Source organism: Corynebacterium sp. HMSC067D03 (assembly GCF_001811185.1).
Taxonomy (GTDB): Bacteria; Actinomycetota; Actinomycetes; order Mycobacteriales; family Mycobacteriaceae; genus Corynebacterium; species Corynebacterium coyleae.
Genome location: NZ_KV803780.1, coordinates 58,456 through 83,881 on the forward strand (window position 1 = coordinate 58,456; position 25,426 = coordinate 83,881).

Consider the following 25,426-nt stretch of genomic DNA (forward strand, 5'->3'; position numbering starts at 1 on the left):
TTTTATTAACCGACAGTTTAATAGGTGCCGAGAATCTTCAGCACAAAATTAGCACACCTGTTCGCATGGCCGCTCGCTTCCGCCTGCCCAAAACGATCCTCAAGCAGTGTGGCGTGGAACTGCCGTAACCGCACCCCACCACCGCAACACCACGCTATCTACCTGCATGTTTAGCAGTATTTTGCACTAAGACTAGACAAGCCATTTACACATGATCTATATTTGAGCCGGAGCCCCGCCCACGGTTACACCCCCCGAGAACCGGCTGAGCACTCACCCACCCCCCCCCATTTAGAGTGCGAGAGGCGCGGGCTCCCTTTGGGGGACATAGTCCCCACCCAGGGCCTTCGGGTCCTTTGCAGCGGCCCATGCCCCCCATTGGCCGCTGCATAAATTTTTAAACTCCACTAATCCGCCGAGACCGGCACGGTCAACCAGGCGGAAGCAGCAACGACGACTGCTTCGGTGCCACGGTCGAGTGTGGGCTGGAGATCAGGTGCGAACGCCGGGTTGTGGTTGCCCACGGCGTTGCTCATGTCCGCGAAGCCTCCCAGGCCCCAGTAGGTGTAGGGGACACCGAGCGCGTCGGGGATGGTGGAGAAGTCCTCGGAGGCGGGTACGGCGTCGAGGTCGCAGGATTCGTCGCCAAAGTATGCGTCGAAGGCTTCGCGGACGGTGTCGGTAGCGTCCCCGTCGTTGTCGGTAAGCGGGTAGCGGTCGTAGTAGGTGAACTCGGGTTCCATCGGGCTGCGGGCGGCGACGCATTCCGCGCGCACGATGCGCTCAATGGCTTCCTTGAGGTGCTCGCTGACCTCGCTGCTGTATGCGCGGGTGTTGATGAGCAGTTCGGCGGAGTCCGTGATGATGTTGGACTTCGTGCCCGCGTGGATCGCACCGACGGTCACCACCGCGGTTTCCTTGGCTGCTACCTCGCGCGAGACGATGGTTTGCAGGCGCATCACGATGGTGGAGGCAAGCACCACCGGGTCCACTCCCAATTCCGGCATCGAACCGTGGGAGCCCTTGCCGTGCACCGTGACCTTCACCGAGAATGCGGAGGACAGCACCGGTCCGCGTCGCGTGCCCACGTGTCCGCCGGGCAGGCTGGCCAGCACGTGTTGGCCCAGGTACACATCGGGCCGTGGCATTGCTTCCTCTAAACCAGCAGCGAGCATCGCGCGGGCACCTTCAGCGGTCTCCTCGGCGGGCTGAAAGACGCCGATAAATGTGCCGGACCACTGGTCCTTGTGAGCGTTGAACGCCTGCAACGCGGTGAGCAGCGACATGAGGTGAACATCGTGGCCGCACGCATGGGCGACGGGAACCTCCACGCCGGTCTTGGCGTCAACCTGCGTGGCCGTGGAGGCATAGTCCTTGCCAGAGGCTTCCTTGACCGGCAGCGCATCAATGTCTGCGCGCATGGCCACGACTGGGCCCTCGCCATTATCGACGACCGCCACCACCCCTGTTTCCCCCACCCGGGTTACCCGGATACCTGAGGATTCCAGTTCCTTTACGATCCGCTCCGCGGTCGCATGCTCCTGCATGGACAGCTCGGGGTGTTGGTGGAAGTGCTTGTACAGCGCTTCGCGTTCGGTTCCGGTTGACATGAGGTCACCCAAAATCTTCTTGACCTTGCCAATTTCGACAGACATACCTTCACGGTACGCCTACCTACCTACTAGGTCGTGGCATAAGGAAACCCGCCACTGCGTGTTCTCAGTGGCGGGTTTGCGCTTCGAATTTCTCCGCGCCTAAGCATAAACACGGACCTAATAAAGGAAAAGCCCTAACTGTGTTTTGTGACGACTGTCACCTCAAAATTTCTTAGAATGACGAACTACCGCCACCAGCGGAAAAGCCCGACGAGGACACGCCGCCACTAAAGCCACTCGAGGAGGACGACGACGCCTTTGCCGCCTGCACGTTCGCCGCGTGCCACGAGTGCATGTGCACGTATGGGACGTACCCGCCGTACCAGAACCCAGTCTCGTACACCGCCGGTGCCCGCAGCTTTTGCTTCTCCTTCACGTCGCTGAACTGCTTCTTCTTCACCTGGTCCAAGATCACGCGGTAATCGCCGAGCACGCGCACGAAGTCATCGAGGAAGGTGGGGGAGTTCGGGTTTGCGTCAAGCGCCTCGATCCGCCCCATCAGCAGGTCGAGTTCCCGCTTCAGCTCCTTGCCCTTCACCTCACTGCGCGCCCGCAGCACGTCCTCGCGGATCTTGGTCAGGTCAGCCCGGCGCGCTGCGGCGTCGCCATGCTCGACGGCGAAAAGCCTGTCGATGTTTTCCTCCGCCTTAGACACGTGCTTGACGGATTCGGCCGCGTCCGCCAACTGCCTGCGGTGCTCGTACACGTCCTTGTCGTCGTTCATGTTGATCGCGTTCAGCCCCGCCGCGCCGTGGACCAACTCGTTCATGCTCAGGAAGCGGTCACGGACTTCCGCCCACTGGCGGCGCAGGGTTTCATCGGCAAACGCGGACGTCAGCGAGTTCGCCCGCACGTCCACCTCGTCCAGCCGTCCCGCGAGGCGGGTGTATTCGCTGGTCACGGTGTCGTAGTCCTTGCGCGCCTGGGCGACTGCTTTTCGACGACGCCCCCGCACCGCCAACAACCCACCCCCACTAGCGCCTGCCACACCGGCACCGAGGACGCCAAGCCCGATGGTCGCGCCGATCTGATCATCAGTCGCGTCGTCCACCTGCTTCTGGGCGAGTGCCTCGGCGTTCATGGCCTGGTTCGCGGTACGGAACAGCCCGGCCGGGATATTGCCGTCCTTCACGCCGGGTTTCATGGCGTCTTGGAGATCGGTGAGGTGGGAGTCGTCGTCAAGCATGAGCTCGCGAGTCACATCCTCGCCGCCGTACACAAACGCCTGCCGCGGGTCGAGGCCAACGCCGACGATGAGCGCGCCGTCCGCAAGGTGGCCGTTCTCGCCCTTCGACTGATCGACAAGGTCCGGGTACTGGGTGCGCAGGAGCGCCTCAACGTCGTCGAGGACGTTCTTGTGGTTCGTTTTGAACACCATGTAGTGGAAATCCGTGACCACCTCAGGCGCATCAATGCGTGCAGTGTCACGCTCGAGACGTGCGCGGTCGTCGGGGGAGAGGACCTGCTGCGGGTCGTCGATAATCGCATTCGGCGCGCCATGCGTTTGCATCGTGACCTGCGAAATCTCCGGCACATCGACCATGTTGTAGCCGACAGCCGCACCGCCAAGCCCCACCAACGCCGTGACGCCAACAACCGCTGCGATCTCGCTCAAATTCGCCATACAAAAAAATTTTAGCGACGAAGTAACACACGCCGCAGTGCAAGCGATGTTAGTTTTACACATGTCAGAGCCCTGGCATGTTCAACCCATCACATTGAGGAGAACCCAATGAAGCGCATCACCACCGCAGCCGCAGCTGCAACCCTGTCCCTGTCCCTCGTCGCCGGCCCGGCCTTCGCTGCCGACGCTCCGGCTCAGAACCCGGGCAACGACGGTATCTCCATCGCCCCGCAGGAGGGTGACAAGGCCGGCGAGACCAAGGTCGGCTCCTCCGAGCGCTTCAAGCAGTGCAAGAAGCAAGAGAAGCCCGTCGAGGTCAAGGACAGCAACGCTAAGGCTGACGACACCAAGGCTAAGGAAACCAAGTCCACCGGCGACTGCATCCAGGAGCTCATCAAGGACGACAACTACAAGTCCGGCATGCTCGGTCTCCTGATCGGCGTCCCGGTCGCACTCGTCGCACTGCTCGGCGCTGCTGCTGCCTTCTCCGGCGCCATCCCGGGCGTTCAGCTCCCGGCACTGCCGTTCTAAGTCACGCTTAGACGCGGTACTTCGACCCGGCTCCCTGGTGGGAGACCGGGTCTTTTGTTGTTTTGGCGATGCACTGAATGTAACGACCAGACCGCGTTGCGCGATCTCCCAACCAAGCGTTAGCCTCCGCAACGCAGAACCAACGATCGAAGGAGAAGGCTATGAAGCGCATCGCAACTGCCGCTGTCGCAGCAACTGTGTCCCTGACCGCAATCGCAACCCCAGCCATCGCCGCTGAAACGGGTTCCTCTCAGTACTACAAGGACTGCAAGGTGGATGCCGACCGGTTCTTCAACAACAAGGGCAAGATCGAGGACAAGACGGACAACGGAATCGTCAAGGGTGGAATGGATGAGATCCAAAAGGCTAAGTTCGGCGAGAACAACAGCTCCACCGCTACCGGTGTCTGCGTAAAGAAGCTCGTTAATAACGACGAGTACAAGTCCGGAGCTCTCGCCCTCCTGATCGGCGTCCCGGTCGCCCTCGTCGCACTGCTCGGCGCAGCCGCGGCCTTCTCCGGCGCCATCCCGGGTGTCCAGCTCCCGGCACTGCCGTTCTAAGTCGGCGCGCTTAGACGCAGAGTTTAAGACCCAGTTCCCCCAGTTGGGGCTGGGTCTTTTTAACGTCGTGAAAGTTTTTTGTCGATTTGCCTGCGGAATGCCCTTGACACACGTTTAATACCTTCTACACACCAAATCTCAAGGAGAAAAACATGAAGCGCATCGCTACCGCCGCTGTCGCGGCAACCCTGTCCCTGACCGCAGTCGCAACCCCAGCCATCGCCGCTGAAGAGAAGCTTGGCTCTTCCAAGGCATACCAGAAGTGCGTCGAAGGTATTGAGCAGGCCTGGAAGTGGGTTGAAGATGCTCCAACCGCAGCTGAGAAGGCAGAGCGCAAGAAAGCGGTTGAGGACAGCCTCAAGAAGGAAAAGATCAACAGCTCCACCCCGTCTGGCGTCTGCATCAAGGCAGGAGTTCAGGATGACGACTACAAGGCTGGTTTCCTTGGTGTCCTGATCGGCGTTCCAGTCGCTCTCGTCGCACTGCTCGGCGCAGCCGCTGCCTTCTCCGGTGCCATCCCGGGCGTTCAGCTCCCAGCACTGCCGTTCTAAGTCGGCGCGCTTAGGCGCTACAAATTCAACCCGGTCCCTAGATGGGGGGCCGGGTTTTGCGTTGCCATGTGGAACTTTCTTCGGTCTTGCTCCGTGGGCTCCTGGCGAAAGTGAATTATTTGGGTGCGGTGGGGGAGGAAAGTTCCCGAGAACAGCTGTTTTCACCGTCGCGTGACGGAGTGGGGACGCAAACGTCAGTGAAGAACACGAAACCTGTGTGATTTCTCCAACTCGCAACACAGATTCGGCCCGTACAAGTGAATAGCGACGGGTACGACGCCCGAGCGAATCAACTCGTGCGAATCAATTAGCGAAGGAGTAAACATGACCAACACTCGTATTGCAGCCGCCGCTACCGCTCTTGTTCTCGGCGCAACCGGACTGGCCGCCTGCAACGACTCGGAGGACGCCACCGACTCCGTGACCACCCCGACCGACGGTGTGGTCTCCGACGTCAGCGACGCCGTCACCACCGGTGGCGCCACCGCAGGTGACACGGGCAGCACGGGTGGCACGGACTCCACCGGCGATGTGGTCGTCTCCGATACGGCTGTTGTCTCCGAGGATCCGTTGGCGCCGAGCGACGCGGTCATTTCCGACGAGGTAGTGACCAACTCCATTCCGGCTGACGGTGCAGCAGGTGGCGCTGCCGACGATGCAGCTGGCAGCGCAGCCACCGCACCGACCAACTAAGCCAACACCGCCAGCGGGTACAGCCCGCTAGAACGGTTCAGACACCGCCCGGCTAATCACCACTGCGTCAGGCTCGATGCGCTCACGCAGTTGAAGCTCGGCGGTGTTGTTGCTGTCTGAGGTCAGCACCCAACCCGCCCAGGCGTCCTTGCCGGGGGAGAAGATTCCGTCGCCTTTGCCGATGATGTTCAAGGTGGCGTCGCGAAGCCAGAGCGGGCCGACAAGATCAGCATGTTCGGTTCCCTCGAGTGGGGCGACGAAGGGTTGGTAGGCGACGGCGTTGAGGGCGGCGAGGGTGTCGTCGAAAAGCTGCTGCGCCACCGCCATGTGTTGCGAGGCGCCGAGATAAACGATGGTGGTGAGGGAGAGGGGGCCGGTGGGCTCGTCGCGAAGCGTGAGGTCCGACAGGCCGCCGAGTGCCGCCGCGAACCGCGTGGGGCCGCCCATATCCTCGAAAAAGAAGTAGTCAAGCGCCTCGTCGCGGTTCGTGGTGGAGAAGTCCACGAGCGCGTTGAGCTCGTAGAGCTGGAGGTCCTCCGGCGCGGCGAGGTTGTCGTACGCGGCCTGGCAGCGGAGATCCCAAAGCACATACTCGTCCTCGATGGGGTGGGGGTGCGGCGACACCGCCGCAATCTCGACGCCGCTGGCCCGGATGCGGTTCAGGTAGAGCTCGTACGCGCCGTCGAGGTCCGGCTCGTGCGCCACGAAATGAGTGGTGACGATCTCGAAGGACATGCGAATGACACTACGCCATTGGGGGAGCGGGCAGATGTTTCACGTGAAACGGTGCGCCTAGTTGGGGAGGCGATACTTTCGCTTGCGGCTTGTCGGTGGGGCAGTGGGCACAATTTCACCCACATCCACCATGCTGCGGAGTCTTGGGCGCAGGGTATTGACACTCACGTCTAGGTGGTCCGCGATATCGCGTGCTGCTGCCTCTCCAACTTGGGCCAGGTAGGCGATGAGTTTGTTGTCCGTTTCATCGAGTTCGATGCCGCTGCTTGAAAGAACAAACGAATCCCGCGTGTGGCCCGGACCGAGCAGCCCGCGTGTGACGAGATCACTCAACAGACTGCGTGCATCGTCACTATCAAGCCCAAGGTGCTTCCGGAGCTCCTTCACGGACACAGCACCCAAACCCTTGGCAATCGCCAGCGCGATCTGTTCCTCTCGAGTGCTGTCAGGCGCGACCGACTCCAGCCATGCCGACATTTCAGGATCGAGGATCCCGAACCTGTAGAGGATGACGGTGAACTCTCCGATCTTCGCATCGAACACCGGCTGGGGCAGGCCATAGCCTTCCATCCCTTGCTTCATCCGCTGAATACCACTTCCCTGATTTTCAGCCACGCGCATCGAGCCCGAAGGCGTTGGAAGGTTGCTCAGCAAGTTCGCGAGCGAAGGGTTCCTGCTTACCGACCTGTTCTCGTCGATATTGTCTTCGGTGCGATCTCCCCACAGTCCGCCGGGACTGTTTACCTCGACCCGGTCCGGGTACACATCAACCTGCACTTGCCGCCCCTGAACCTGCGGACTGTAGTCACGGTGCATCGCGGCATTCACAATCGCTTCACGCAGAGCAATCTCTGGAATCTCAGGTTCGTCGACCATATTCGCCCCAACTTCCACAGTACGAACCCGGAGATTGCGCACGACAGCTTTAATCGCATCCTCGACCGCCAGGGGAAGCGGACCGTCGCAGTGAGCCCGATCAAGGAAGCGTGTCTCAGACGTCGACTTCTCCGTCGTCGGGTGCACTGCGACATCGATGAAGAGCTGCGGGAAGAACTGCTGCGGATAGCTGCCCAATGCCAACGCGCCCGCAAGGGTTGGTACGCCCTCTGCATCAAGCACATGCAGTCGCTCCAGAACCTCTGCATCGGTTCTTGTTCCCACCCGGATCCGGGATCCCCTCTTCTCCAAAGATTGGATCAGCCCGTTCCACATCTGGCCATCCAGGTCATCGAGGTTCGCCCCAGGAACAGGCAGCAACTCCGAGGAATCTGGCGTGTAGAGATTCATGAGCTGGAAGATCTCGTAGCTGGAAAGCCTCTGATCGCCATCCAGTACTCGCTTGTACGCGCCATCCCGGAGTCCTTGCGAGGTCACGTAACACGGCATCTGCTTTCCGAGGCGCTCATCGGTACGCATCGGCCGCACCTCAACCAAGATCACCGGCGAACCCTGGTATTCATCGAGTTCGACGACAGTCTCGGGTATCGGCGTCACCGGAGGCTTCTGTTGGTCGACCCTCAAAGCACTGATGAGTCGATCATTCATCGCACGAGAGTCAAAATCAGTGGCTGGCTGGAACGTACCGGTCGACTGATCTTCCTCAATGCCAAGGACGATCAGGCCACCCTTCGTATTTGCAAAGGCGCTCACTGCTTTCCAAAAGGCTGTATCCAACTTCCCCGTACCGGATTTCGCCTCAATCCAGTGATCATCATTCCGCTGGCGCCGCAGCCTGGCCATGATGTCATCCATCCGCTCACTCATGCTCTCACTGTACTCACTTTTTACAGTGAGGGCATCACTCAATACAGTGAGGACCCATTTTCACCTCTCTTTTTACAGTGAGGGCGTCACTTCATACAGTGAGGAGCCATCTCGATACAGTGAGCACCTGATGTTTCACGTGAAACACCTCGAAGAGCAACAAGGCAAAAGAAAACCGCCCCGAAGGGCGGTCGTCTCAAATCAGTGGGGGACTAGCGGGCAGCGCCTGCTTGGGTGTCCGCCGGGGTGGTGACGGTGTCGTCGTCAAGCGAATCGTTCTTGATCTTGCCCGCAGCGAACTTGTTCACGATCAGGGCGATCGCGCCGTCGCCGGTGACGTTGGCGGCGGTGCCGAAGGAATCAACGACGATGTAGGACGCGATCATGAGCGAGACCATGGACTCGTCGAAACCGAGGTTGGACTGCAGCAGACCGACAGCGGCCATGATGGCGCCACCCGGCACGCCCGGCGCGGCGATCATCATGATGCCCAGCAGGAGGATGAATCCGATGACCTGGCCGGCGGAAATATCCAGGTTGGCCATAAACACGATGGAGAGCGCGTAGAGGGTGATCTTCATCATCGAGCCGGACAGGTGAATCGTCGCGCAGAGCGGGACCACGAAGCCGGCGACGTCCTCGTCAACCTTGTTCTTCAGGGTGGACTTGTAGGTGACCGGGATGGTCGCGGCGGAGGACGAGGTGCCCAGTGCGGTGAAGTATGCCGGCAGCATGTTCTTCAGCGCCTTGAACGGGTTCACGTCAGCGACGGTGCCTGCGACCAGGTACTGCAGCAGGACGATCACGACGGTCATCACGACGGAGAGCAGGAGGACTACGCCCATGGCCGCCATGGTGTCTCCGAAGTTTTCGTTCATGCCCAGGTTGAGGAAGGTGCCGAAGATGAACAGCGGCAGCAGCGGGATGACGAAGGTGACCACGACCTTGAGCACGATGTCGTTGAGCTCGCCGAGCACCTTGAACAGGTTGTCGGACTTCACTGCCGTCATGGACAGGCCGACGACGAAGGCGAGGAGCAGCGCGGACATGACTTCCAGTGGTGGCGGCATTTCAACGCTGAAGTAAGGGGAGAGGCCGCCGGCATCGGGGTCGGCGACATCGGTGATGAGGGTCTTGCCGTCCAGAAGCCTCGGGTACAGCGTGGACGCCGTGAACCATGCGATCAGGCCGGAGATGAACGTGGAGCCGTATGCGACACCGGCGGTGACGCCGAGCCACTTGCCCGCACCCTGGCCCAGACCCGCGATGGCGGGTGCGATGAGGGCGAAGATAAGGACCGGGACGAAGAAGCCGAGGAAGTTAGAGAACAGCCCGTTGAACGTGACAAAGACGCGGGCAAGCCAGTCCGGGAAGAAGAAGCTGCAGGCGAAGCCCAAGGCAATCGCTACAACCACCCAGAACAGCAATGAGTGGAGGATTTTCTTTTGCATGGGCCTAGCGTAGCCCGTATTTATGCAATCTACTGCATTTTGATCATATTTTTTTGCAGGTGAGTGTGCGGTCGTATGCTTAGTGGCTATGAGTCCGTTCGCGAACATGAGCTCCCTTAACGTTGTCCTCGGCATTATCTTCTCGTTGCTAACGCTTGCGCTGTTCATCCCCGGCGCGCTCGCCTCTGCGGGCAAGCTGCCCGGCAACAAGTGGATCGGCCTCCACGTGCCGGCTGTGCGCAAGGACGAAGGCATTTGGAACCAGGCGCATAAGGTAGCGGGTCCGTTCTGGGTGCTGGCCGCGTTGGCGCTCGCGTTCGGTGCAGCGTTTTCGTTCATCGCTTCCGGCTGGATGTGGGTCATGCCGGCGATCGCGGCGGTAGCGGCGGTGATTTCGGCGTCCGTGGGCGGCAACTTCGGTGCGCGCGCCGCAACGTTGGTGGAGCACGCGCGCGAGCAGGCGCCTGCGCAAGAAGAGGAGAAGCCCGCGGTGAACCTTGATGCTTTACGACGAGCCGCCGACCACGCCGACAACAACGAATAAAATGAGCCCGCGAAGCCGGATCCTCGGCTACACTTCCTTTTTGTGACGTACATGACTTCCCAAACATGGTGGTGGCTCGCCTAACTGGCGCGCCACCTAGCGAAGTCACGGCCCGCCAGCTTGTCCCCCAAGCGCCGCGGGCCCTTTTTTATCCCTCGGTGCAAGCAAGAACAGAACCGAGGATCACATGAAATTCACCCGTCAAGAGGTGCGCTACCACGAGGATGTGGCAAGCCTCTTCGCCCACATCGGCGGCCTCGACGCAACCGACACGGTGTTGCTCGAGTCCGCTGACATCACGACACGTTCGGGGTTGCAGTCGTTGGCGGTGCTGCGGTCGTCGATACGCATTACTTGCTCCGGCAACCGCGTGACCCTGACACCGCTGACGCCGTCGGGCGAGATTATTGCGAACGAGATCGGGCTCGAGCACGAGTTTCCGCGCGTTGATGTGGAGGACGAGCGCGAGCGCCTGACCGCGGCGTCCACGATGGATGTGCTGCGCAAGTTGACCGCTACCGAGGGCAATGAGGACTTTCCGCTGCTCGCGGGCGGTTTCGCGTTTGACTATCTGGAGACGTTCGAGCGCCTGCCCGAGGTCGCGGACGGCGACAACACCTACCCGGATTACGAGTTCGTGCTCGCCGAGGTGGTGCTGCGCGTGAACCACCAAACCGGCACGGCCTACCTCGCCGGGGTTGATGCTGCAGGTGACGGCATTGATCTCACCGAGATCGCAGCACTTATCGACGACGCCCCCGCACCCACCGACCCAACCCCCCTCACCGGCACCCTCGTCGCCGAGGCGGATATGCCGGACGAGGAGTTCCGTGGGGTGGTGGAGCAGCTGCAGGGCAACATTTACAACGGCGACATCTACCAAGTCGTGCCGGCGCGCAGCTTCACCGCCGACTGCGACGACGCCTTCGGTGCGTACCGCCGCCTGCGTGCCGCGAACCCCTCGCCGTACATGTTCTACATCCGCGGCGAGGGGTACGAACTGTTCGGCGCCTCGCCGGAGTCGAACCTGAAGTTCTCGCCGACCACCCGCCAGGTGCAGCTGTATCCCATTGCTGGCACGCGCCCGCGCGGGCTGAACCCGGACGGCACCGTCAACCACGAGCTGGATACGCGCATGGAACTGCAGTTGCGCACCGACGCCAAAGAGGTTGCCGAGCACACCATGCTGGTGGACTTGGCCCGCAACGACATGGCGCGCGTGGCCGAGCCGCGTACCCGCAAGGTGCAGGACCTGCTGCAGGTGGATCGCTACTCGCGCGTGATGCACCTGGTCAGCCGGGTCACCGCGACCCTGGCCGCGGACCTCGACGCGCTTGACGCCTACCGCGCGTGCATGAACATGGGCACCCTCACCGGCGCGCCGAAGCTGCGCGCGACCGAACTGCTGCGCTCCGTGGAAGCCAAGCGCCGCGGCTCCTACGGCGGTGCGGTGGGGTACTTGCGTGGCGACGGCGAATTCGACACCTGCATCGTCATCCGCTCCGCCTTCGTGGCCAATGGCAAGGCCATCGTGCAGGCCGGCGCGGGCGTTGTGCGCGACTCCGTGCCCCAGTCCGAGGCTGACGAAACTCTGCACAAGGCCTACGCAGTCCTGCACGCACTCGCCGGTGGCCGCGACCTGGAGGTGAAGAAATGATCGTCCTGCTGGATAACCAAGACTCCTTCGTGTACAACCTGGTGGACGCGTTCGCCGACTACGACACCGTGGTCTACCGCAACACCGTTACCGCCGACACGGTGCTGAACGCCAACCCGGACCTCATCGTGCTCTCGCCCGGCCCGGGCTACCCGGCCGACGCCGGCTGCATGATGGAGGTCATCGAACGCGCCCAGGGACGGATCCCGATTCTGGGCATCTGCCTGGGCTTTCAGGCGTTGGTGGAGCACTTTGGTGGGCGGGTTGAGCCGTGCGGGCCGGTGCATGGGTCGTCGCAAAGCATGGTGCTTACAGACGGCCGCCACGTCCCCGTCGCCCGCTACCACTCCCTCGGCGCCACCACCGCGCCACCCGGTATTACGCCGCTGGCGTGGACCGGCACGGAGATCGGCGACGTGATCATGGCCGCCGAAACCGACGACGGCATGTCCATCGGACTGCAGTTCCACCCCGAATCCATCCTCACCCCCTCTGGCCCGCAAATCCTGGACCACTGTGTGACGAAATTGCTACAGAAAGGCCGCGACAATGACTAGCCAACTCGAGATCTTCCGCCGCTTCATGGACAACCCCGAGCCCACCCTCGAGGAGGCCATCGAGGCATTTACCCCGCTGACCGTCGGCGACTACGACGACGTGCACATCGCCGCACTGTTGGCCATGATCCGCACGCGCGGCGAAACTTTTGCAGACATCGCCGGTGCGGCCCGCGCGTTCCTTGCCGCCGGGCGCCCGTTCCCGGTGACGGGGGAGGGGATCATGGACACCGCCGGTACGGGTGGCGACGGCGCGAACACAATCAACATCACCACCGCCGCGTCGCTTACCGCAGCTGCCGGTGGCGTGAAGATGATCAAGTGCGGCAACCGCTCCGTGTCCTCGAAGTCCGGTTCCGCAGACGTGCTCGAGGCGCTGAACATCCCGCTGGACCTCGACCCGGATCGTGCTGTGCGCCAGTTCGAGTCCTCCAACTTCACGTTCCTGTTCGCCCCGGCGTACAACCCGGCGATCGCGTTCGTGCAGCAGGTCCGCAAGGCGCTCGGCGTGTCCACGCTGTTTAACACGATGGGTCCGCTGCTCAGCCCGGCACGCCCGGAGTTCCAGATCATGGGCATCGCCAACCCGAAGTTGGGCCAGGTGATTGCGGAAACGATGCGTGAGCTGGGCCGGAATCGTGCGCTCGTCGTCCATGGCGCGGGCACCGACGAGATCGCGGTCCACGGCGATACCGAGGTCTGGGAGCTCAAGGACGGCGAGATCACCCACTACACGGTCACGCCTGAGGAGCTCGGCGTGGAGCGCCACAGCCTGGAGGACCTGCGTGGCGGTAACGGTGCCGAGAACGCCGCGTTCATGCGCGCCACGTTTGCGGGGGAGGGCCCGGCTGCCCACCGCGACGCCGTCGCTGTTTCCGCGGGTGCGATGTTCTACCTCTACGGCATCGCTGATTCGCTGGCCGCCGGTACCGAGCATGCGAAGCAGTTGCTTGCAAACGGCACGGTGGCCGATTGGCTCGCCACCCACGAGGAGGCTGACTACAGTGGCTAAGATTTTGACCAATATCGTCGAGAACCGAAAACGTCACCTTGACGTTATTCGTGAACGCGTTGCACACGTTGATTTCGACACGTTACGTTATTCCGAACGGTCCTTGTACGACTCCCTGTCGCGCCCCGGCACCGCATTCATCATGGAGTGCAAATCTGCGTCGCCCTCGCTCGGGCCGATTCGCGACGACTACAAGCCCGGCGAGATCGCCTCCGTGTACTCGCGTTACGCCGCGGGCATCTCTGTGCTGTGCGAGCCGGACTTCTTCAACGGCGACTACAACCACCTGGCCACCGTCGCCGCAACGACACATCTGCCGGTGCTGTGCAAGGACTTCATCGTCGACGAAGTCCAGATCTACGCCGCACGCTACTTCGGCGCCGACGCGATCCTGCTCATGCTCTCCGTACTTAACGACGACGAGTACGCGCACCTGGCCTCCATCGCCGAGTCACTCCACATGGACGTGCTCACCGAAGTGATCAACGAGGACGAAGCTCAGCGCGCGATCAAGCTCGGCGCGAAGATCTTCGGCGTGAACCACCGCAATCTTCACGATCTCTCCATCGACCTCGACCGCTCCGCCCGCCTCGCCGAGCTCGCTCCCGATGGGGCAGTGGTGGTCTCCGAGTCCGGCATTCGCGACACCGCAACCGTGCGTCGCCTCGGCGGCCACTCCGACGCATTCCTGGTCGGCAGCCAACTGACCTCCCAGCCGGACATCGACCGCGCCTGCCGCGAGCTCGTCTACGGCCCGAACAAAGTCTGCGGCCTGCGATCCGCCTCCGCCGCCCAGGCCGCCAAGGCGTGCGGCGCGGTCTACGGCGGGCTCATTTTCGACGACGCCTCCCCGCGCAATGTTTCACGTGAAACAGCCGCCGACATCATCGCTGCCGAGCCCGGCCTCGACTACGTCGCGGTGTCCCGCCGCACCTCGGGTTACGACGAGCTCGTCCAACCCGGCATCGCCGCTGTCCAGATCCACGCGCCGTACCAGGGCTCCGTCGAGGCGGAACTGGCGCTCATCGAATCCGTGCGCAAGGAGGTCGACGTCGAGGTCTGGCGTGCAGTCTCCATGACGCAGCCGGATGGCGAAAAGGTGGCCGAGGCGGTTGCTGGGGTCGTCGACAAGCTCGTGCTCGATGCCCACGACGGCGGGTCGGGGGAGCGCTTCGACTGGACGCGCGTGCCGGACGCCGTGAAGGAGAAGGCGTTTCTCGCGGGCGGCCTCAACCCCGACAACCTCACCGATGCGCTGCGCGTCGGATGCGCCGGCCTCGACCTGAACTCCGGCTTCGAAGACCCCAATGGCCACAAAGACGCGGGCGCGCTGCGACGCGGCTTTGACACCATTGGCAACTACCACGACTAAAGGACACCCCATGACTCTCCTCCCTGCGTACTACGGCGAATTCGGCGGGCAGTTCGTCCCCGAATCCCTCCTGCCAGCGCTCGACCAACTCGAGCAAGCCTTCGTCGACGCGTTTAACGACGAGGCCTTCATGGCCGAATACCGTTCCCTCCTGCGCGACTACCTCGGCCGCCCAACCCCGCTGACCGAATGCCGCAACTTGCCCATCGACGGCAACGCGCGCATCTTCCTCAAGCGTGAGGACCTCGTGCACGGCGGCGCCCACAAGACCAACCAGGTGATCGGTCAGGCGCTGTTGGCGAAGAAGATGGGCAAAACCCGCATCATCGCGGAGACCGGCGCCGGCCAGCACGGCACCGCAACCGCGCTTGCCTGTGCGCTGCTTGGCCTGGACTGCGTGATCTACATGGGCAAGACCGACATGCAGCGCCAGGCGCCGAACGTGTACCGCATGCGCTTGATGGGCGCGAAGGTCGTCGGCGTGGAATCCGGCGCGGGCACCCTGAAGGACGCGGTGAACGAGGCGCTTCGTGACTGGACCGCAACCTTCCACGAATCCCACTACCTCCTTGGCACGGCTGCCGGCCCGCACCCGTTCCCGAAGATCGTCAAGGAATTCCACCGCGTGATCTCCACCGAGGCCCGCGCCCAGATCCTCGAGCGCACCGGCGCCCTGCCGGACGTGGTCGTCGCCTGCGTCGGCGGCGGCTCCAACGCCATCGGCATGTTCGCCGATTTCATTGACGACGACAGCGTCGAACTGGTCGGCGCCGAACCCGGCGGCGAAGGCTTCGGCCAAGGCAAGCACGGCGCCGCCATCGCCCAGGGCACCATCGGCATCCTGCACGGCACCCGCTCGTACCTCATGCGTGACAGCGACGGCCAGGTTGAAGAGTCCTACTCCATCTCCGCCGGCCTGGACTACCCAGCCGTCGGCCCGGAGCACGCCTACCTCGCCCAGTCCGGCCGCGCGACGTACGTGCCCGTCACCGACGACGAAGCCCTCGACGCCTTCCAGGCCCTATCCCGCCACGAAGGCATCATCCCCGCGCTCGAATCCTCGCACGCCCTGGCCTACGCACTCAAGCGCGCCGCCGAGCACCCGGCCGATGCCGAGCCGCTGAACATTCTCGTCGCCCTATCCGGCCGCGGCGACAAGGACATCGCACACGTGCGAGCAACCCTCGAGCAGAAGGAGAACAAGTAAATGTCGCGCTACGAGCAACTCTTTGCCAAGGGGGAGGGCGCGTTCGTCCCCTTCATCATGCTGTCCGACCCGAACCCGGACGACGCGGTGGAGCTCATCTCCGCCATCGTCGAAGCAGGCGCCGACGCACTCGAGCTCGGCGTGCCATTCTCCGACCCGGTCGCCGACGGCCCCGCCATCCAGGGCGCCCACGTCCGCGCTCTGCGTGGGGGAGCGACCGTACAGCAGTCCCTCGACCAGGTGCGCACCATCCGCGAACGCTACCCGGACCTGCCGATCGGCATGCTGATCTACGCCAACGTCGCCCACACGCGCGGCCTCGACCGCTTCTACACCGAGTTCAAGAAGGCCGGCGCCGATAGCGTGTTGCTTCCCGACGTCCCCGTGCGCGAGTCCGACCCCTTCACCGCCGCCGCCGAACGCGCCGGCATCGACCCGATCTTCATCGCCCCGGCAAAGGCCTCCCGCGAGGTCCTCGAGGGCGTGGCTGCGAAGTCCCGTGGCTACATTTACGCCATTTCTCGCGACGGCGTCACCGGCGCGGAGAATGAGGCGACGGTGGAGGGCCTGCGTGAGGTCGTCGATAGTGTGCAGTCCTTCGGCGGCGCACCGGTGCTGCTCGGCTTCGGCATCTCCCGTCCCGAGCACGTGCGCGACGCGATCGCCGCTGGGGCCGCTGGCGCGATCACCGGGTCGGCGATTACGAACATTATTGATAAGTATGTCGTCGATAATCGCGTGGAAAACATGGACGGGCTGAAGCGAGAACTTTCCGACTACGTGGGCGCCATGAAGCAAGCTACGATCGCATCATGACCTGTTCACGTCGCATGTTCCTGCTCGGCACCGCCACTACCTTCGCCGGTGCCTTCCTGGCCGCCTGCGGGGAAGAGGCCCCCGAAGAAATTGCGAAGACCGACGTGCCGGTCGGCTCCGCGGTGATCCTGGACAAGTTCATCATCGCCCAGCCGTCCGCCGGCCAGTTCGTCGCATACTCGGCGGTGTGCCCGCACCAGCAGAAGAAGATCACGAAGGTGGAGGGCGAGACCGTTAAGTGCGTCGCCCACGGTTCCGTCTTCAACATTGCGACCGGCGAGCGCGTCTCCGGCCCCGCCATCTCCGGCCTGCGCGAGGTGGAGGTCATCGAAGCCGGCGACAAGGTCGAAGCTCAAAACCCGGCGAGCTAACCTGCTGGCCGTAGACTCGGCCACATGAAGAAGCTCGATCCTCTCCTCGTCGGCATCGTTGTTGCTGCGATCCTCGCCTTCGTCGTGCCGGCGCGCGGCGCGTTCGCGGACGGCTTTGGGGTGGCCGTCAAACTCGCGATCGCGCTACTCTTTTTCCTCTACGGCGCACGCCTATCGACGCAAGAAGCCCTCCGGGGCCTCACCAACTGGCGCCTCCATGCCCTCATCCTCGCGTTTACCTTCGTGGCATACCCGCTGATCGGCCTGCTCGCGCGGCCCACCACCGGGTTCATCTCCGAGGACCTCTACCAGGGCCTACTCTTCATGACCCTCGTGCCGTCCACCGTCCAGTCCTCCGTGGCGCTGACCGGCATCGCACGAGGCAACGTGTCCGGTGCTGTTGTGGCGGCGTCGGGGTCGTCGTTGGTGGGTGTCGTCGCTACGCCATTGCTCGTGATGTGGCTGATGGGCGCAGGCGACGGCGTGCACATCGACGCCACCGTGTTCACCGACATCGCCCTGCAACTCCTCCTGCCGTTCATGCTCGGCCAGCTGGCACACAAACGGCTGGGGGAGTTAGCCAAGTCCAAGGCCACCAAGATCGTGGACCGCGGATCCATCTGGATGGTGGTCTACTCCGCCTTTTCCAAGGGCGTCGTCTCCGGCGTGTGGTCGAACGTGACCGCGCTTGAAATCGTGCTGCTGATTGTGTTCTCCGTGGTGCTGGTCTTCGCCATGCTGTGGCTGACCCGCGTCGTGCCACAGGCGCTGCGATTCCCGCGCGAGGACGTCGTGGCCGTGCAGATGTGTGGCACGCAGAAATCTCTTGCGACCGGCCTGCCGATGGCTACCGTCATCTTCGGCGGCGCCCAACTCGGCGTGCTTATTATTCCGCTAATGATCTATCACATGGCACAGTTGATGATCTGTTCCGCTTACGTCTCCAGAAAGAGTTTCACGTGAAACATTACGTCCGCATCCACTACAACGTCCCCGAACTCGGCGGCGAGCTGCTGAATATTGCTGAGCTGGAGGAGGTGTCGCAACAAAGCTGCACCATGCTCCGCATGATCGAACTCGACCCCGCCGAAACCATCACCGGCATCTACGTCGACGGCCGCGTCATCGGGCAGGCCAACCAACCCATGGGCACCGTGCCACACCCGCGCACCTACGACGCGATGGAAGGCATCAGCGCCCGCCACCTCACCGCCGAGGAGTTCGAAGGCCTCTGGTCCGAAGCCCGAGCGAAGTTCCCGCACTAGCTTTATTCTTCGCCTATGGGTAGCTTTTTCGACACCATAGGCCCCTTCCTGCCTGGCCCGCTTGAAATCATCGGGTTCTACGGCAAGAGTTTCCTCCCGATCCTGGTGCTGTTCTTCATCGCCCGGATGATCTTCCCAGGTCGCGCACCCATCGGATTCCGCCACGACCTTATCGACGGCGTCATCCGCACCATCCACATCACCCCCCACATCCCGGGTGTGGACTCGACCGTCAGATACATGTCCGTTGCGACGATCGAGGCCACCACGCCCAATGGGGTAGTGAAGTACAAGGACATCCCCGCCAGTCCCGGTGCACTCCCCAGCGCGGTTCGTCGGCAGATTTTCAAGCGCCCCCTACGCCAGCGCTCGCATCGGATCGACGTCGGCGACACGCTCAAAGCCCGCGAGATCCGCCGCCAGATCCAGAGTGGCGGCTACGACTTCACCCTGCCGCAGCCGGTCCGCGTGAAACTCGTCCCGCCGAAGAAGGAAGGCAAGCGCCTCTGGTACCGCGTGGTGAATTAGTTGGTGCGTCCCCACTTGTCCGCAATGCGGAGTTGCGGGCATGAAAAAACGCCACTCCGACGGGAGAGTGGCGCTTCAGCTCTTGCTTAGAACGGGAGAGCAGCGGCGACCTGCGGCGGCAGAATGCCAGCAGCCTTAGCGCCGTAGCCGATCAGACCGAGACCTGCAACAGAAATAGCGATCCAGGTGAGAGCCCAACCAGCTTGAGTTGCGCGGTAAGCCTCTTCACCCGAAGAACCAGCCTTAATGGACCCAGCCATCATATTGCCGACAGGTTCGGTGTTTGGAGCAGCGCCTGTTCCCTTATCCGCAATGATGCCGAGCAACTTGACAGCTTCAACGGCCTGACGCACCTCTTCTGCCTCATTGTTTGGCTTGGTTGCGGCCTCTGCAGGGACCATGGCAAGAGAAACAGTGGTTGCAGCGGCAAGAGCGGCTGCCGTCAAGCGACGCTTCATGGGGACTCCTCAGTAGATATTTGTGTGATTCTGCCAGCGGACTGGACAAATGTATTTTAGATCACTATTGACTGTAGGGATGATTTATATTCTTTACAAATTTGCGTAACGCTGCAGCTTGCAGCAACGATAAGACTGCCCATTTTCTCCGGCTCATCAGAGTTAAGCCGACTACCAATGAAGGTTCTCCTCATTTTCGGAATTAGTTGGTGCGTCCCCACTTGTCCGCAATGCGGAGTTGCGGATGCTTGACGACGACCCCACGCGCCCGAATTAGTTGGCCCGACCCAACGATTGGGGTGGTCGGAATTGTCCGCAATGCGGAGTTTTTTCGTTCGGTTTTAGTGCGTTTTATAGCGCACATAGAAAACGTTGTTTTTGCAGGTCACAGCCGTGTCGTGGCGGGTTGTATGCTTTGCTTTATCGAACATACATACGGCCTTAAGGGGGACCACAATGACAACGGCAGTGGAGGAGAAGTGCACTGAACCTAGTGCGTTTGCGGAGTTGCTTACGGATGCAATCGAGCAGTCGCACAGAAGCATGACGCGTTGTAAGGCGGAGCTGTTGTCGTCGATACGCGCGTTTGAGGAGGGCGGTTTCGCACCGCAGATGGGGGCACGGACCACGGCGCAGTTTCTGACGCGTCGCCTGGGGATCTCGATCTCCACAGCGCACGAATATGTTCACGTCGGCTGCCGCCTCGGCGAGTTCCTGTACCTTCAGCAGCAGTTCTCTGCAGGCAAGATCAGCTACTCCGTGGTTCGCTTACTGCTGCGCTACCTAACCCCGGCGGTAGAGCGCCAACTTGTCGACATGGCCCTGGAACTCGGCTACCACGAACTCGAAATCGCACTCAGTGGATACGACAAACCAGGGAATGGTGATAGCGAGAAGCCGGACCACTACCTGCGCGTACACACCCGCGATAACGGCGAGATTGCCCTCCACGGGGTGCTCAACGCCTCGGATGGCGCCGCGTTCATCGCCGCGCTGAAACTCGGGGAGATCGCCTACTACGAGATGGAGGAAATGCTCGAGGATGCATTGCGCCACGAAGACGGTCGGGTCGCCGAGCTCTCTATTAGGGACATGCTGCAGAAAGCCGACGCCGTCGAACCCGCAAAGAAGGCACGTAAGACCGCGTCCGGCTACGGCATGCCGATCGGTCGGATGCTGCTGCAGGCCTTCATGGGCATGGTGCACATGACCCGCAGCCAGCCCAAGAGCACACTGACAACGCCAGGCGCACATGTCAACGTACTGGTGACTAAGGACGGCCGCGCCTACATGCCCAACAACGTCGGCGCACGCTCCGAGGCACTGGTTGGATTGATCGCGAATGCTGACCTGCGCGTTTCTACTGTCGACGACGACGGCCTGATCATCAACACCGGCCGCTCTTCCCGCTTCGCCACGCCGGGACAGGTCAATGCTCTGCTCACCATGTGGGGTGGGCAATGTGCCGCGCCCGGCTGCACGCACTCGCGGTTCATCGAGATCCACCACATCAAAGAGTGGTCCGAGGGCGGCATGACCGATCTAGAAAACCTGCTGCCACTCTGTTCCGCCTGCCACTCCTTGGTTACCGATGGCTACCTCGAAACCGTCAAGGACGGCAGCGACGTGCACTTCATCTACCAAGACGGCACCCGCTACGTCTCGGACAACTATTCCCTGCCACGGCGCCGCGACAACGCGCAGACCTGGGCAGAAAGCGGGGGAGGGTTCGACGACTAAGCATGGCTCGGGCAGAGAAAAACTCCCCTCCGCAAGGGAGAGGAGTCACGTGCAAGAACCGATGCGGTTTAGAACGGGAGCTGTCCCGCGATCTGTGGTGGCAGGACACCCGCCTGCTTCGCAGCGAATGCGATCAAGCCCAAACCCGCGGCAGATACTGCAATCCAGGTGGCAACCCAGCCGGCCTGAGTAGCTCCGTATGCCTGCTCACCCGAAGACCCAGCCTTCACCGAGCCACCAGCCATGTAGCCAGCCTCATAGGTGTTAGGCATGGCTCCGTAGCCATTTTCGTCCCACTTCTTGATTAGCTTCTCGACTTCTTTTGCATTACGCGCTTCGTCCTGGGCGCGGGCTTCGTCGACGGTAATACCGTGTGCCGGGACGGTGGCGAGCGACAGTGCGGTAGTCGCTGCCAAAACTGCTACTGTAGTGCGCTTCATAGGACACTCCTACTGTGAGGCGGATTACTTCTGTCAATTGACTTGACACACGCATTAAAACAGAACTTCACATTCGTTGCAGAAGTCAAATTGGAGAAGGGCGACCACAACAGCCCTCGGATCATCTCAATAGTAGCGTGACCTGGGCAAAGTGAATCCTCAGCCGCACAGCCAGAGACTCATTTGATCTAGAGGGGAAGGCTAGAAAGCGAGGGAAGCTCAACACCCGGGATCTTGCCTGCTGCGGTGTACAGCAGAGCTAGGACCGCAATCGGAGCCAGAACCAAAAACGCGATGGTTCCAGGGCGATATGCATTCTTTGGGTGCAGCAGCACATTCATGCACGTGCCTTCGTTAGACGAGCCTTTGACATCAAGCTCTTCGACAAAATTATCAACAATGCTCTCGTAGAAATCTTTTGCAAACTTGTCTACATCATCTGTCGGCGCCTCAGCACGCTTCTCATCAAGGTCGTTGAGTGTGGCGACGCAATTAAAGTACGCGATGGAGGATGTTTGCGCGTGGGCGAACTGTGTTGGAACAACAGCGAGCGACAGGGCGGTGGTGGCTGCCACGGAGGCTGCAAAAATACGGCGCTTCATTGGGGTCTCCTTACCCGAAACTGAATATGAGCTGTCAGATATCTGAGCCTAGTCAGTTAAGCATGACACCCGTTAACAACAAAACGGGCGAACCCCTCACACCACCAGATTCACCAGCAGCATGTACACGGCGGTGCCGGCGAAGATGGAGAGGTCGGCGCGGCGTCGCCAGGCGTGGAGCACGAACGTAATCACCAAAGCCGCGAGGGCGGACCAGAAGCGGCCGGGGTTTCCGGCTTCGCCGGCGATGGTGTACACGACCAGGACGGTCATCACGCCGACGGGCATGAGGACGGCAAGGAAGTCGATGAACGGGCTGCCCTTGAGGTACCGCGTGAGCGCGAACGGCAGGGCGCGCAGCAGGAACGTCACGATGCCGGCCGGGATGATCACGGCGGCCGCCATGCCGAGGGTGACGCCGTCGGGGAGTCCGAGGGTGCTCATTTATTTCACCTGCCAGGTGAGGAGGTCGTCGATACGCGGTGCCCAGAACCGCAGCAACAGCACGCCGAAGTAGGCGAGGAGGCCGATGATGATCATCTGGTCGGGGAAGATGAACGCCGCGACCACGGCCAGCGCGCCGGCGATGAGTGGGGCGGAGAGGTCCTTGCTGCTTTGGAATGCCTCGTAGGCGAGGACGGCGAACAGGGCGGTGAGAGCGAATTCGAAGCCTTCGATGTCCTCTGGGATGAGGTTGCCCACGAGTGCGCCGATGATGCCCGGCAGGATCCACGACGCGTTGATCAGCATCGCGCTGGTCATCAAGCGGGCATGAGTCAGGCGCGTGCCATTAGCGACGAGCGTGGACGTCAGGGCGTAGAGCTCATCGGTCACGCCGTAGGTGAGGTACAGGCGCGGCAGGCCCGGGCGCGCGACGTCGCGGGGGAAGGTGAGGCCGTAGAAGATGTGGCGGAAGTTCACCATGAACGCGGTCAGCGCGGAGGAGAACACGCCGAACGCGCTGGTCACCATGCTGATGGCGAGGAATTCCATCGAGCCGGAATAGATGATCATGGAGAAGATCGGAGCCCACCACCATGCGAAACCGGCTTGCGTAACCAGCAACCCGAACGCCAGCCCGAGCGGCACCAAACCGAGGCAGACGAGCCACGAGTCCTTCAGGCCGAGGCGGATCTGCCGCTTTGTTTCACGTGAAACACCCAATTAGTTGTCCTCCAGATTCGCCGGGAAGGTGGCAAACAGAGGCAAGGGCATTGCTTGGCGACGCATCACGTCCCCCCACAAATCCGCACCCGCCGGAGCGATCACGTCGGAGGGCAGTGCGGGGGCAACGAACCAGTCGCCGCGGAGGATCTCGTCGTCGAGTTGGCCCGGCTCCCACTCGGCGTAGCCGGCGAAGATGCGGACGCCGTCGATGTCGGCGGAGACAAGCTCCGGTTCAACGTTGAGGTTGAGCAGCACGAGGCGGTTGGCCATGCGCTGGAAGTACGGGTTAGCGTCGATGTCCACGCCGGGGGAGGTGACGCCGAGGCAGACTGCGGCCTCGGGGCGGACGGGCCCGCCGATGTGCACGGCCTGCGGCTTTGCGGCGAGGTCGGCCCACGCGGGGATCACGTTCGCCAGGGCGGTCTCGCTGCGTCGGTTCAACACGACGCCGAGGGTGCGATCCGCGCTCTGCTCGATGATGAGCACCACGGTGCGGGCGAACTCGGGGGAGTACATGCCGGGAGCGGCGACGAGCAACATGCCCGGCTCGGGATCAACACGCTCCAGGGCGTTGAAGAGGCGATCGGCGTAGAAGTACTCAGGCATTCTCGTTCTCCCACCAGGTTTTGAGTTCGGCGACGGCCTCGTCGTGGTCGAGCTCGCCACGCTCGAGGCGCAGTTCCTTCAGATACTTCCACGCCTTGCCAACCTCCGGGCCCGGTTTGAGGCCGAGGATCTGCATGATCTCGTTGCCATCCAGGTCCGGGCGCACGCGAGCGAGGTCCTCCTTGGCGGCGATGTCGGCGATGCGCTCCTCCAGGTGGTCGTAGGTGCGCTGGAGGCGCGCGGCCTTCCTGGGGTTGCGGGTGGTGCAGTCGGCCCGAACGAGTTTGTGAAGCTTAGGCAGCAATTCGCCGGCGTCGGTGACGTAGCGGCGCACGGCAGAATCGGTCCACTGACCCTCGCCGAAGCCGTGGAAGCGCATGTGCAAGAACACGAGCTGGCCCACGTCGGAAATGACGTGCTTCGGGTACTTCAGGGCCTTGAGGCGCTTGCGGGTCATCTTCGCGCCGACCACTTCGTGGTGGTAGAAGGTCACGCCGCCGCCTTCCTTCGGCGCGCGAGTGGCGGGTTTGCCGATGTCGTGCATGAGCGCCGCCCAGCGCAGCTTCAGGTCAGGGCCTTCGTCCGCGTCTTCAAGTTCGGTGGCCTGGCGCAGCACGGTCAGGGAGTGGCGGTAGACGTCCTTGTGCTGCATGTGCTCGTCGGTCTCGAGTTGCAGGGCGGGGATCTCGGGCAGGATGTACTCGGCAACACCGGTGGCCACAAGCAGGTCGATGCCTTCCCATGGCCGGGCGCCAAGCATGAGTTTGTCCAGTTCAGCCTGGACGCGCTCGACGGTGATGCGCTGGATCTCACCGGCCATGTCGCGCATGGCGTCGAAGACGCGGTCGGCCACCGTAAAGCCCAGTTGGGAGACGAAGCGGGCGGCGCGCAGCATGCGCAGCGGGTCGTCGCGGAACGACACCTCCGGCTCCTGCGGGGTGTCCAGCACGCCCACGACCAGGTCAGACAGGCCGTTGACGGGGTCGTGGAAGGTGGGGGCGAGGTGGTCGTCGACAAGCGAGAGCTCGATGGCCATCGCGTTGCAGGCGAAGTCGCGGCGCACGAGGTCGCCTTCGAGGGTGTCGCCGAAGGTGACTTCGGGGTTGCGGGTGACGCCGTCGTAAAGATCGGAGCGGAACGTCGTAATTTCCACGGTTTCGCCGTGCCGGATCGCGGAGACGGTGCCGAACTCGATGCCGGTGTCCCACACTTTCTCGCCCCACTCCGCGAGAATTTCCTGGATAACCGCAGGTCGGGCGGAGGTAGTGAAGTCCAAATCGTGCACCCCGCGGCCCAGCATGGCGTCGCGGACGGAACCGCCAACAATATATAAGGACTCGCCGCGCTCGGCGAAGAGTCGGGCAAGCGGCTCCAGCAGGGCAGATTGCTTCTCGACGACCCCCTGCGCTCGGGCCATCAACGCGGCGGGGGCAAGTGGGTCGTTCGGATCGGGCATGTCGAAAAGCTTTGTCACCTTGGACACGATACCCGCCACCCCCGCGCGTGGAGTACCACAACCG

At 62.2% G+C, this 25,426-nt stretch carries 28 protein-coding genes; 16 read left to right on the forward strand and 12 right to left on the reverse strand.

Translation table 11 applies throughout. The features are described from left to right. Positions 1–407: 407 nt before the first annotated feature. Entirely contained in the window at positions 408–1,655 is a 1,248-nt protein-coding gene (locus HMPREF2785_RS00215) for an amidohydrolase (protein ID WP_070613736.1), read from the reverse strand. A 172-nt stretch (positions 1,656–1,827) separates the two neighbouring features. Beyond that, positions 1,828–3,279, reverse strand: a complete 1,452-nt coding sequence (locus tag HMPREF2785_RS00220; RefSeq protein WP_070613738.1) for a DUF5129 domain-containing protein — start codon at positions 3,277–3,279, stop codon at positions 1,828–1,830. Positions 3,280–3,387: 108 nt separating this feature from the next. On the opposite strand from HMPREF2785_RS00220, the gene HMPREF2785_RS00225 reads away from it, so the two are divergent. The 4 genes from HMPREF2785_RS00225 to HMPREF2785_RS00240 all read left to right on the forward strand — a co-directional run bounded on the left by HMPREF2785_RS00225 (position 3,388) and on the right by HMPREF2785_RS00240 (position 5,614). Further along, positions 3,388–3,810, forward strand: a complete 423-nt coding sequence (locus tag HMPREF2785_RS00225; RefSeq protein ID WP_070613740.1) for a hypothetical protein — start codon at positions 3,388–3,390, stop codon at positions 3,808–3,810. A gap of 161 nt (positions 3,811–3,971) precedes the next feature. Beyond that, the gene (locus HMPREF2785_RS00230; RefSeq protein WP_070483282.1) at positions 3,972–4,370 is read left to right on the forward strand and encodes a hypothetical protein; all 399 of its coding nucleotides are present in this window, start codon (positions 3,972–3,974) and stop codon (positions 4,368–4,370) included. A gap of 152 nt (positions 4,371–4,522) precedes the next feature. Beyond that, complete coding sequence (locus HMPREF2785_RS00235) at positions 4,523–4,921, forward strand: hypothetical protein (protein WP_070483283.1); 399 nt, start codon at positions 4,523–4,525, stop codon at positions 4,919–4,921. 324 nt (positions 4,922–5,245) lie between these two features. Next, a complete protein-coding gene (locus HMPREF2785_RS00240) occupies positions 5,246–5,614 on the forward strand; it encodes a hypothetical protein (RefSeq protein WP_070613742.1) in 369 nt (122 codons plus the stop codon). Positions 5,615–5,641: 27 nt separating this feature from the next. On the opposite strand, the gene HMPREF2785_RS00245 is transcribed toward HMPREF2785_RS00240, so the two are convergent. The 3 genes from HMPREF2785_RS00245 to HMPREF2785_RS00255 all read right to left on the reverse strand — a co-directional run bounded on the left by HMPREF2785_RS00245 (position 5,642) and on the right by HMPREF2785_RS00255 (position 9,564). Next, positions 5,642–6,349 carry a hypothetical protein gene (locus tag HMPREF2785_RS00245; protein WP_070421883.1) on the reverse strand — a complete coding sequence of 236 codons (708 nt, stop codon included), beginning with the start codon at positions 6,347–6,349 and terminating at the stop codon, positions 5,642–5,644. Positions 6,350–6,406: 57 nt separating this feature from the next. Beyond that, positions 6,407–8,113 carry an ATP-binding protein gene (locus HMPREF2785_RS00250; protein ID WP_070613915.1) on the reverse strand — a complete coding sequence of 569 codons (1,707 nt, stop codon included), beginning with the start codon at positions 8,111–8,113 and terminating at the stop codon, positions 6,407–6,409. Positions 8,114–8,325: 212 nt separating this feature from the next. Then, the gene (locus HMPREF2785_RS00255) at positions 8,326–9,564 is read right to left on the reverse strand and encodes a dicarboxylate/amino acid:cation symporter (RefSeq protein ID WP_070613744.1); all 1,239 of its coding nucleotides are present in this window, start codon (positions 9,562–9,564) and stop codon (positions 8,326–8,328) included. Positions 9,565–9,652: 88 nt separating this feature from the next. Here HMPREF2785_RS00255 and HMPREF2785_RS00260 point away from each other — a divergent pair, with 88 nt between their 5' ends. From HMPREF2785_RS00260 to HMPREF2785_RS00310, 11 genes are all read left to right on the forward strand, one after another. Further along, the gene (locus HMPREF2785_RS00260) at positions 9,653–10,108 is read left to right on the forward strand and encodes an SdpI family protein (RefSeq protein WP_224213302.1); all 456 of its coding nucleotides are present in this window, start codon (positions 9,653–9,655) and stop codon (positions 10,106–10,108) included. A 187-nt stretch (positions 10,109–10,295) separates the two neighbouring features. Next, the gene (locus HMPREF2785_RS00265) at positions 10,296–11,765 is read left to right on the forward strand and encodes an anthranilate synthase component 1 (protein WP_070613746.1); all 1,470 of its coding nucleotides are present in this window, start codon (positions 10,296–10,298) and stop codon (positions 11,763–11,765) included. Further along, entirely contained in the window at positions 11,762–12,322 is a 561-nt protein-coding gene (locus tag HMPREF2785_RS00270; protein WP_070613747.1) for a glutamine amidotransferase-related protein, read from the forward strand. The genes HMPREF2785_RS00265 and HMPREF2785_RS00270 overlap by 4 nt, the downstream gene beginning before the upstream one ends. Continuing rightward, positions 12,315–13,334 (forward strand): anthranilate phosphoribosyltransferase, encoded by a 1,020-nt coding sequence (trpD, locus tag HMPREF2785_RS00275; RefSeq protein WP_070449785.1) that lies wholly within the window; start codon positions 12,315–12,317, stop codon positions 13,332–13,334. Before HMPREF2785_RS00270 ends, trpD begins: the two co-directional genes overlap by 8 nt. Further along, positions 13,327–14,706, forward strand: a complete 1,380-nt coding sequence (gene trpCF, locus HMPREF2785_RS00280) for a bifunctional indole-3-glycerol-phosphate synthase TrpC/phosphoribosylanthranilate isomerase TrpF (protein WP_246821115.1) — start codon at positions 13,327–13,329, stop codon at positions 14,704–14,706. Before trpD ends, trpCF begins: the two co-directional genes overlap by 8 nt. Before the next feature lie 10 nt (positions 14,707–14,716). After that, entirely contained in the window at positions 14,717–15,913 is a 1,197-nt protein-coding gene (gene trpB / locus HMPREF2785_RS00285) for a tryptophan synthase subunit beta (RefSeq protein WP_070613749.1), read from the forward strand. Beyond that, complete coding sequence (gene trpA / locus HMPREF2785_RS00290) at positions 15,914–16,729, forward strand: tryptophan synthase subunit alpha (RefSeq protein ID WP_070613751.1); 816 nt, start codon at positions 15,914–15,916, stop codon at positions 16,727–16,729. After that, positions 16,726–17,100, forward strand: a complete 375-nt coding sequence (locus HMPREF2785_RS00295) for a Rieske (2Fe-2S) protein (RefSeq protein WP_083279367.1) — start codon at positions 16,726–16,728, stop codon at positions 17,098–17,100. Before trpA ends, HMPREF2785_RS00295 begins: the two co-directional genes overlap by 4 nt. Before the next feature lie 24 nt (positions 17,101–17,124). Further along, positions 17,125–18,063: a bile acid:sodium symporter family protein gene (locus HMPREF2785_RS00300; RefSeq protein ID WP_070613753.1), complete on the forward strand. Its 939-nt coding sequence runs from the start codon at positions 17,125–17,127 to the stop codon at positions 18,061–18,063. Next, positions 18,060–18,365, forward strand: coding sequence for a hypothetical protein (locus tag HMPREF2785_RS00305; RefSeq protein WP_070613755.1), 306 nt, complete (start codon positions 18,060–18,062; stop codon positions 18,363–18,365). Before HMPREF2785_RS00300 ends, HMPREF2785_RS00305 begins: the two co-directional genes overlap by 4 nt. Before the next feature lie 15 nt (positions 18,366–18,380). Beyond that, entirely contained in the window at positions 18,381–18,893 is a 513-nt protein-coding gene (locus HMPREF2785_RS00310) for a hypothetical protein (RefSeq protein WP_070613756.1), read from the forward strand. Between the two features lie 86 nt (positions 18,894–18,979). Here the strand turns inward: HMPREF2785_RS00310 and HMPREF2785_RS00315 are convergent, their stop codons facing one another. After that, a complete protein-coding gene (locus HMPREF2785_RS00315) occupies positions 18,980–19,351 on the reverse strand; it encodes a hypothetical protein (RefSeq protein WP_070568273.1) in 372 nt (123 codons plus the stop codon). Between the two features lie 456 nt (positions 19,352–19,807). On the opposite strand from HMPREF2785_RS00315, the gene HMPREF2785_RS00320 reads away from it, so the two are divergent. Continuing rightward, the gene (locus tag HMPREF2785_RS00320) at positions 19,808–21,091 is read left to right on the forward strand and encodes an HNH endonuclease signature motif containing protein (protein ID WP_070613757.1); all 1,284 of its coding nucleotides are present in this window, start codon (positions 19,808–19,810) and stop codon (positions 21,089–21,091) included. 68 nt (positions 21,092–21,159) lie between these two features. On the opposite strand, the gene HMPREF2785_RS00325 is transcribed toward HMPREF2785_RS00320, so the two are convergent. The 6 genes from HMPREF2785_RS00325 to HMPREF2785_RS00350 form a co-directional block, all read right to left on the reverse strand. Next, the gene (locus tag HMPREF2785_RS00325) at positions 21,160–21,531 is read right to left on the reverse strand and encodes a hypothetical protein (protein ID WP_070613758.1); all 372 of its coding nucleotides are present in this window, start codon (positions 21,529–21,531) and stop codon (positions 21,160–21,162) included. A 188-nt stretch (positions 21,532–21,719) separates the two neighbouring features. Then, entirely contained in the window at positions 21,720–22,133 is a 414-nt protein-coding gene (locus HMPREF2785_RS00330; RefSeq protein ID WP_070613759.1) for a hypothetical protein, read from the reverse strand. 96 nt (positions 22,134–22,229) lie between these two features. After that, complete coding sequence (locus HMPREF2785_RS00335) at positions 22,230–22,577, reverse strand: branched-chain amino acid transporter permease (protein WP_070421897.1); 348 nt, start codon at positions 22,575–22,577, stop codon at positions 22,230–22,232. After that, positions 22,578–23,297, reverse strand: a complete 720-nt coding sequence (locus tag HMPREF2785_RS00340) for an AzlC family ABC transporter permease (RefSeq protein ID WP_070613761.1) — start codon at positions 23,295–23,297, stop codon at positions 22,578–22,580. Then, positions 23,298–23,906, reverse strand: a complete 609-nt coding sequence (locus tag HMPREF2785_RS00345) for a YqgE/AlgH family protein (RefSeq protein ID WP_070613763.1) — start codon at positions 23,904–23,906, stop codon at positions 23,298–23,300. Then, positions 23,899–25,323: a CCA tRNA nucleotidyltransferase gene (locus HMPREF2785_RS00350; RefSeq protein ID WP_246821121.1), complete on the reverse strand. Its 1,425-nt coding sequence runs from the start codon at positions 25,321–25,323 to the stop codon at positions 23,899–23,901. The genes HMPREF2785_RS00345 and HMPREF2785_RS00350 overlap by 8 nt, the downstream gene beginning before the upstream one ends. Positions 25,324–25,426: the final 103 nt, after the last annotated feature.